Consider the following 8162-nt stretch of genomic DNA (forward strand, 5'->3'; position numbering starts at 1 on the left):
CTTCCTCCTCGCCCTCAGGGCGTGGCGCGTGGGTGGATGGCCCCGGCTGTCGTGGTCAGGGGCGCGCCGCTGCCGCCCCAGCGCAGGGCGACGATCTCGGCGGCGACGGACACGGCGACCTCCTCGGGCGTACGGGCGCCCAGGTCGAGCCCGAGCGGCGAGCGCAGCCGGGACAGCTCGGCCTCGGTGAGACCGGCCTCGGTCAGCCGTTCACGCCGCTCGTCGTGGGTACGGCGGCTGCCCATCGCCCCGATGTAGGCGGCCGGCCGGCGCAGCGCCTCCTCCAGCAGCGGCACGTCGAACTTCGGGTCGTGGGTGAGGACGCAGATCACCGTCCGCTCGTCGGTCTCGGCGCCCCCGAGGTAGCGGTGCGGCCATTCCACGACGACCTCCACGCCCGCCGGGAACCGCTTGGGTGTGGCGAAGACCGGGCGGGCGTCGCACACGGTGACCCGGTAGCCGAGGAAGTCGCCGATGCGGGCCACCGCGGCCGCGTAGTCGATGGCGCCGAAGACCAGCATGCGCGGCGGTGGCGCGAACGACTGCAGGAACACCGTGACGGCGTCCTCGCGGCGCTCCCCGTGCGGCCCGTAGTGCCTCAGCAGCGAGGCGCCGAGGGCGAGTTCGCCACGCGCGTCGGCGGTCACCGCGACATCGAGCCCGGCCGTACCGAGCGTGCCGGCCTCGGTGCCCTGCCAGACGGCCAGCGTGGCCCCGCGCGGGGCGGGCCCGTCCACCACCGTGGCCACGGTCACCGGCTCACCCGCGGCGACGGACCCGGCGACCGCCCCGAACGCGGGGTCGGTCTCGGGCGTCACCGGCCGCACCAGCAACGTGATCTCGCCACCGCAGGTTAGCCCGACCGCGAACGCGTCCTCGTCGCTGTACCCGAAGGTCTCCAGCCGTGCCTCGCCGCTCGCCACCACCTCCTGCGCCAGCTCGAACACCGCCCCTTCGACACAGCCACCGGACACACTGCCCACGACCTCGTCGTCGGACCCCACCGCCATGGCGGCGCCGGGTCCGCGCGGTGCGCTGCGGCTGACCGCGACGACCGTGGCCAGACCGAACGGGATCCGGGCCGCGTACCAGCGTTCCAGCGCCGGCAGAATCTCACGCACGCTCCGCTCCTCTCACCCGCGCCACGGAGACCCCCTCGGCCTCCGCCCCGCGCACCACCGCCGCGAGCCGCTCCAGCGCTGCCAGGCTGTGCCCCTCGACGAAGTCGTCCACGCTGGGCAGGGCCGCCGCCATCCCGGCCGCGAGGGGCGCGTAACCCGGGCGTGCCTTGCGCGGGTTCGCCCAGATCACCCGGTGCGCCAGCCCGTGCAGACGGCGCATCTGCGCGCCGAGCAGCTCCGGATCATCGCGCTCCCAGCCGTCCGAGAGCAGCACGACGACCGCGCCGCGCGCCATGCCGCGCTGGCCCCAGCGGTTGAGGAACTCCCGCAGCAGCTCGCCCAGCCGGGTGCCGCCGCGCCAGTCGGGGACGGCCGCCGCGAGCGCCGCCATCGCCAGGTCCGGGTCGCGGTGCGAGAGTTCCCGGGTCACCCGGGTGAGCCGGGTGCCGATCGTGAACACCTCCGTGCGGCCCCCGCGCACCGCGGCATGCGCGAACCTGAGCAGCGCGTCGGCGTACGGCGCCATCGACCCGCTCACGTCGACGAGCAGCACGACCCGGCGGGGCCGGTCCACGCGCGCGTGCCGCCGCAGCCGGGCCGGCTCCCCGCCCCGCCGCAGCAGTTCCCGTACGGTGCGGCGCGGGTCGACGTCCCCGCGCCGGGCCGGCCGCCGCCGCGCGGAGCGCCGGGTCTGCCCGGACAGCGCGAACGCGGCCAGCAGCCGGTGGAGATGGGCGCGCTCGGCCGCGTCCAGCTCGCCGACGTCGCGGTGCCGCAGCACCTCGGTGGCGCTGGCGAGCGTGGCCGTCGGCGGCCCCGCGGGCTCGCCCTCGCCCGGGGCACGGCTCCCGGCGGGCGCGTCCCGCGTCACGAGCCGCAGCCGGGGCGGAGGAGCGTGCCGCACCACCGGCCGGGCGGACTCGCCCGACGGCCCGAAGTACGCGGCGAACACCCGCTCGTACCGCTCCAGATCGTCGTGCCCACCGCACAGCGTCGCCCGCCCCGCCCAGTACACATCGGCCCGCACCCCAGGCCGCAGCACGTCCACAGCCCGCAGAAAGGCGTACGCCCGCTCGGTACTCGCCTCGACCCCCGCCGCCCGCACCGCCCGCACAAACCCGAGCAACACGGCATCCGCCGCCGCGGCCCCGCCCTCACCCGTCCCGACCACACCCGCCGGTCCGCGCGGAGGCTGGTGCCCGGTCTCCGATCCGGCCGTGTTGCCGACGTCCCCCGGGCCGCGAGGACCATGCTCCCCGTTCCCCGAAGGCCCCTTCCCGTTGCGTCCTGATTCGGTCATGGCGCTCACGTCCCCCGCGTCGCCAGGACCGCCGCGAGATCGAGGCCCCGGGCCCGGTCCGCGTCCTCCCGGTACTTCAGGACCGAGCCCAGTGTCGCCACGGCCAGGTCGGCGTCCACCTCGTTCGCCCCGAGCGCGTTCAGGGCCTCGGCCCAGTCGATCGTCTCGGCCACGCCGGGGGGTTTGAGCAGGTCCGCGCCTCGCAGGGCCTGCACCAGGGCTGTGACCTGTTCGGCCAGCCGTGCCGACACCTGGGGCAACCGGGTGCGCACGATGGCCAGTTCGCGGGCGAAGGAGGGATGGTCGAACCAGTGGTACAGGCACCGCCGCTTCAGCGCGTCGTGCACCTCCCGGGTCCGGTTCGAGGTCAGTACGACCACCGGCGGCTCGTCGGCCCGCAGGGTGCCCAGCTCCGGGATCGTGACCGAGTACTCGGACAGCAGCTCCAGCAGGAACGCCTCGAACTCGTCGTCGGCCCGGTCGATCTCGTCGACCAGCAGCACCGACGGCTGCGTCTGCAGCGCCAGCAGCAGCGGCCGGGCGATGAGGAAGCGCCGGTCGTACAGCTCGCTCTCCAGACGGTCCGCGTCGTGGACCCCGGCCGCCTCGGCGGCCCTCAGGTGCAGCAGCTGACGCGGGAAGTCCCAGTCGTACAGGGCCTGGGAGGCGTCGATGCCCTCGTGGCACTGCAGGCGGATCAGCGGCGCGTCGAGCGCCCCGGCCAGGGCGGTCGCGAGCGCGGTCTTGCCCACGCCCGCGTCGCCCTCGCAGAAGAGCGGCCGGTGCAGCCTCAGTGCCAGGAAGCAGGTGACGGCCAGCCCTTCGTCGACGAGGTACCCCGTCTCCTCCAGGCGGCCCCGCACCTGCTCCGGGTCGTCCATCCGGGTGATCGACGCTCACCCCATTCCGCCGGCGGTCAGCACCGCCCGCCGGGTCAGCACCCGCGCGAGGTGCTCCCGGTACTCGGGCGAGGCGGACAGGTCCTGCGACGGCCGGGTGCCCTCGGCCGCCGCCTCGCAAGCCCGCGCCACGGCATCGAGACCGTCGGCGCCGGCCAGCGCCTCCTCGGCCGCGGTGGCCCGCAGCGGGGTCGAGCCCATGTTGGTGAGCCCGATGCGCGCCTCGGCGATCCGCCCGTCGTCGCGCCGTACGAGCGCGGCCACGCCGACGATCGCCCAGGCCTGCGCGACCCGGTGGAACTTCTCGTAGTGGTAACTCCAGCCGTCCGTCTTCGGCACCCGCACCTCCACCAGGAGTTCGTCGGGGGCCAGGGCGGACTGGAGGTAGTCGACGAAGAAGTCCCGGGCCGGGACCGTACGACGCCCGCTCGGCCCGGCGACGACCATCTCGCCGTCCAGCGCCAGCACCACCGCGGGCAGGTCACCCGCCGGGTCGGCGTGCGCGAGCGAGCCGCCCAGGGTGCCCCGGTGCCGTACCGCGGGGTCGGCGACCGTGGCCGTCGCCTCCGCGAGCAGACCGGCGTGCCGGCGCACCAGCGGGTCACGGATCACGTCGTGGTGCGTGGTCAGCGCGCCGATGACGAGCGTGTCGCCGTCCTCCCGGACCCCGCGCAGCTCCGGGATCCGGCCCACGTCCACGACCAGCTCAGGGAAGGCGAGCCGCAGCCGCAGCAGCGGCAGCAGACTCTGCCCGCCGGCCAGCACCTTCGCCTCCTCGCCCGCGTCGGCGAGCACGCTCACCGCCTCGTCGACGCTGGTCGGACGGGCGTACTCGAATGCCGGGGGAATCATGCCGACGCCTCCTTCACCGCGCGCCACACCCGCTCGGGGGTACAGGGCATCCGCACGTCGTGCACGCCCAGCGGCCTGAGCGCGTCCACGACGGCGTTGACCACGGCGGGCGTCGACGCGATCGTCCCGGCCTCCCCGACTCCCTTGACCCCCATGGAGTTCGAGGCCGCCGGGGTCTCCGTCCGGCCGGTCACGAAGTCCGGCAGGTCCGCCGCCGACGGCACGAGGTAGTCGGCCATGGTGCCGGAGACGAGGTTGCCCTCGGCGTCGTACACGGCCTCCTCGTACAGCGCCTGCGCGATGCCCTGCGCGATCCCGCCGTGCACCTGGCCCTCGACGATCATCGGGTTGACGACCCGGCCGACGTCGTCGACGCAGACGTACGACCTGATCCGCGTCCGCCCGGTCTCCGTGTCGACCTCGACCGCGCACAGGTGGGTGCCGTGCGGGTAGGAGAAGTTCTCCGGGTCGACCAGGGTCTCGGCGTTGATGGACGGCTCGACGCCGTCGGGCAGATCGTGCGAGGTGAACGCCTCGAAGGCGATCTCCTGGATGCTCTTGTGCGCCTCCGGGGAGCCCTTCACGGAGAACACGCCGTTCGTGAACTCCAGGTCCTGCTCGCTCGCCTCCAGCAGATGGGCGGCGACCTTCCGGGCCTTCTCGACCACCTTCGTCGCCGCCCGGTGCACGGCCTCACCGCCGACGGACAGCGACCGCGAGCCGTAGGTGTCCATGCCCTGCGGTGCCGCCTGCGTGTCGCCGTGCAGCACCTCGACGTCGTCGAACGGCACGCCCAGCACGTCGGCGGCGATCTGGCTCCAGCAGGTCTCGTGGCCCTGCCCGTGCGGGCTGGTGCCGGTGACCACCTCGACCTTGCCGGTGGGCAGCATGCGGATGCTCGCCGCCTCCCAGCCGCCGGCCGCGTACCTCAGGTCGCGCAGCACCCGGCTCGGTGCCAGCCCGCACATCTCGGTGTACGTCGACACGCCGATGCCGAGGCGTACGGGGGCCCCGCGCTCGGTGCGCTCGCGCTGCTCGGCGCGCAGATCGTCGTACCCGAACAGGGCGAGGGCCTTCTCGGTCGCCGCCTCGTAGTTGCCGCTGTCGTACGTCAGCCCGGCGATCGAGGTGTACGGGAACTCCTCGTGCCGGATCCAGTTCCGGCGCCGCACCTCCACCGGGTCGAGGCCCAGCTCGGCGGCCAGCTCGTCCATGATCCGCTCGATGGCGAAGGTGGCCTCCGGGCGTCCGGCGCCGCGGTAGGCGTCGGTGGGGGTGCGGGTGGTGAAGACGCCGGTGCAGTTGAACTCGTAGGCGTCCATCTTGTAGATCGCCGGGTACATGAAGGCGCCGAGGAGCGGGATGCCCGGGGTGACCAGCATCAGGTACGCGCCCATGTCGGCGAGCAGGTCCACCTTCAGGCCCAGCAGCTTGCCCTCGCGGGTCGCGGCGACCTCGATGTCCTGGATCATGCCGCGCCCGTGGTGGGTCGCGAGATAGCCCTCGGAGCGGGACTCGGTCCACTTCACCGGACGGCCGAGCTTGCGCGCGACCGCGAGTGCGAGGGCCTCCTCGCCGTACACCTGGAGCTTGGAGCCGAAGCCGCCGCCCACGTCCGGGGCGACCACGCGCAGCTTCTGCTCGGGGATCCCGGTGACCACGGCGAGCATGATCCGCAGGATGTGCGGGATCTGGGTCGCCGAGTAGACCGTGTACTCGCCGGAGGCGGCGAGCGGGGTGACGACGACCGCGCGCGGTTCCATGGCGTTGGGGATGAGCCGCTGCTGGTGGTAGCGGCGCTTGACCGTGACCTCGGCGCGCTGCCGCACCGACTCGAAGCTCCCGCCGGTGGCGAGCGGCCAGGTGTAGCAGCGGTTGGTGCCCTTGTCGGCGTGGACCAGCGGGGCGCCCTCCGCCAGTGCGGCCTCCAGGTCCAGGACCGGGGGCAGCGGGTCGTAGTCGACCTCGATCGCCTCCAGCGCGTCGGCGGCCGCGTACCGGTCGCGGGCCACCACGACCGCCACCGGGTCACCGGCGTAGCGGACCTCGTCGACGGCGACCGGCGGGTGGTCGGGGAGCACGATGTCCTCGGTCACCGGCCAGGCGCAGGGCAGCGAGCCCAGCCCCTCGGCGAGATCGGCGCCGCTGAACGCCGCGACGACACCGGGGCGTTCGAGGGCGGGGGAGACGTCGATCCGGGTGATGCGGGCGTGGGCCATCGGGCTGCGCAGGATGGCCAGGTGCAGCAGTCCGGCGACCTGGATGTTGTCGGTCCAGTTGGTCTGGCCGGTGATCAGCCGGGCGTCCTCCTTGCGCAGCCGGGAGCGGCCGACCTCGTGTTCGACGGCCTGATCGGTCATGCCGTGGCCTCCTCGGGGACCTGTTGCCCGGAGGCGGCGAGCACCGCGCGGACGATGTTCTGGTAACCGGTGCACCGGCACAGGTTGCCCTCCAGGGCCTGCCGGACCTCGTCCGAGGTGGGGTGCGGGTTCTCGCTCAGCAGATCGCGCGCCGCCATGATCATCCCGGGGGTGCAGTAGCCGCACTGCAGACCGTGCCGCTCGTGGAAGGCGTGCTGCAGCGCGGTCCACTCCCCGTCCTTGGCCAGCCCCTGGACGGTGGTCACCGTGCCGCCGTCCGCCTGTACGGCGAGCACCGAGCAGCTCTTGACGGTCTCCCCGTCCAGGTCGACCGTGCACGCGCCGCAGTTCGAGGTGTCGCAGCCGATCGGGGTGCCGGTCAGGCCGAGGCGGTCGCGCAGGTAGTGGGCCAGGAGCAGACGGGGTTCCACGTCGTCCTCGTACGTCGTGCCGTCCACGTTCACCTTGATGTGGGTCATGTGCCCTCCAGACCGTGGGGCAGGAGCGAGAATCAGCCAGATCGACGTGATGTACGTCACTCTATGACCGCGCACTGGAGGCGGCGAGCGCTACGACAGGGCTTTTGTTGAACATTAATCCATTGCTGTCGAGGAGGTGCCCTGCTGCACTGCTCCTGATCCGCCGTCACACAGAGAGGACCGGCGATGCGCACTGCGTGCATGTCCACCCAGGAAGGAATCCCACCCATGCCGAAGGACATCACGCTCAGTGCATCTGCTCAATCTCGGAATTCTCGCGCACGTAGACGCCGGTAAGACCAGCCTGACCGAACGGCTGCTGCACGCGGCCGGAGTGACCGACGAGATCGGCAGCGTCGACGCCGGCAGCACCCGGACGGACACCCTCGCGCTGGAGCGGCAGCGCGGGATCACCATCAAGTCGGCGGTCGTGTCGTTCCCGCTCGACTCGGTGACCGTCAACCTCATCGACACCCCCGGTCACCCCGACTTCATCGCCGAGGTGGAGCGGGTGCTCGGCGTGCTGGACGGCGCCGTCCTGGTCGTCTCGGCCGTCGAGGGCGTCCAGGCGCAGACCAGGGTGCTGATGCGGACCCTGCGCCGGCTGCGCATCCCCACCCTCGTCTTCGTCAACAAGATCGACCGGCGGGGCGCCCGCGACGAGGCCGTGCTGCGCGAACTCGCCCGCAGGCTGGCCGTGCCGCTCGTCCCCATGGGGACGGCCACCGCGCTCGGCACCCGCGACGCCCGCTTCGTCCCCCGCCTCGGCCCGTCCGCCCTGGACGCCCTCGCCGACCACGACGACGACCTGCTCACCGCCTACGTGACGGGCGACGTCCCTGACGGCCGCCTCCACACCGCCCTCGCCACCCAGACCCGGCAGGCCCTGGTCCACCCGGTCTACTTCGGCTCCGCCATCACCGGCGCCGGCGTGCCCGAGCTGATCACCGGCATCGAACGCCTGCTCCCGCCCGCCACCGGCGACCCGGACGCCCCGTTGTCCGGCACGGTGTTCAAGGTCGAACGGGGCCCGGCGGGGGAGAAGATCGCCTATGCGCGGATCTTCTCCGGGACGCTGCGGGTGCGGGATCGGGTGCCGTTCGGGAGTGGCGGTGAGGCGGGCGGGGGCGGCCGCGAGGAGGGTGGGGTCG

7 protein-coding genes are annotated in these 8162 nt (G+C 73.3%); 1 reads left to right on the top strand and 6 read right to left on the bottom strand.

The annotated features are described in order from the left end of the window. Positions 1–14: 14 nt before the first annotated feature. From BEK98_RS41645 to BEK98_RS41670, 6 genes are read right to left on the bottom strand one after another with little or no spacing between them, the layout of a single operon-like run. Positions 15–1121, bottom strand: coding sequence for an XdhC family protein (locus tag BEK98_RS41645; RefSeq protein ID WP_094222012.1), 1107 nt, complete (start codon positions 1119–1121; stop codon positions 15–17). Continuing rightward, on the bottom strand, positions 1114–2421 hold the full coding sequence (locus tag BEK98_RS41650) for a vWA domain-containing protein (RefSeq protein ID WP_094222013.1): 1308 nt from the start codon (positions 2419–2421) through the stop codon (positions 1114–1116). Before BEK98_RS41650 ends, BEK98_RS41645 begins: the two co-directional genes overlap by 8 nt. 5 nt (positions 2422–2426) lie before the next feature. After that, on the bottom strand, positions 2427–3302 hold the full coding sequence (locus BEK98_RS41655; protein ID WP_167444387.1) for an AAA family ATPase: 876 nt from the start codon (positions 3300–3302) through the stop codon (positions 2427–2429). Between the two features lie 15 nt (positions 3303–3317). Next, positions 3318–4172 (bottom strand): FAD binding domain-containing protein, encoded by an 855-nt coding sequence (locus BEK98_RS41660; protein ID WP_094222014.1) that lies wholly within the window; start codon positions 4170–4172, stop codon positions 3318–3320. After that, positions 4169–6532 (bottom strand): xanthine dehydrogenase family protein molybdopterin-binding subunit, encoded by a 2364-nt coding sequence (locus BEK98_RS41665; protein WP_094222015.1) that lies wholly within the window; start codon positions 6530–6532, stop codon positions 4169–4171. Before BEK98_RS41665 ends, BEK98_RS41660 begins: the two co-directional genes overlap by 4 nt. Further along, entirely contained in the window at positions 6529–7011 is a 483-nt protein-coding gene (locus BEK98_RS41670) for a (2Fe-2S)-binding protein (protein ID WP_094222016.1), read from the bottom strand. The genes BEK98_RS41665 and BEK98_RS41670 overlap by 4 nt, the downstream gene beginning before the upstream one ends. 250 nt (positions 7012–7261) lie before the next feature. On the opposite strand from BEK98_RS41670, the gene BEK98_RS41675 reads away from it, so the two are divergent. Next, positions 7262–8162: GTP-binding protein (locus BEK98_RS41675; protein ID WP_143684230.1), on the top strand; the 901-nt coding region annotated here is incomplete at its 3' end.

The organism is Streptomyces diastatochromogenes (assembly GCF_002242805.1).
GTDB lineage: Bacteria > Actinomycetota > Actinomycetes > Streptomycetales > Streptomycetaceae > Streptomyces > Streptomyces diastatochromogenes.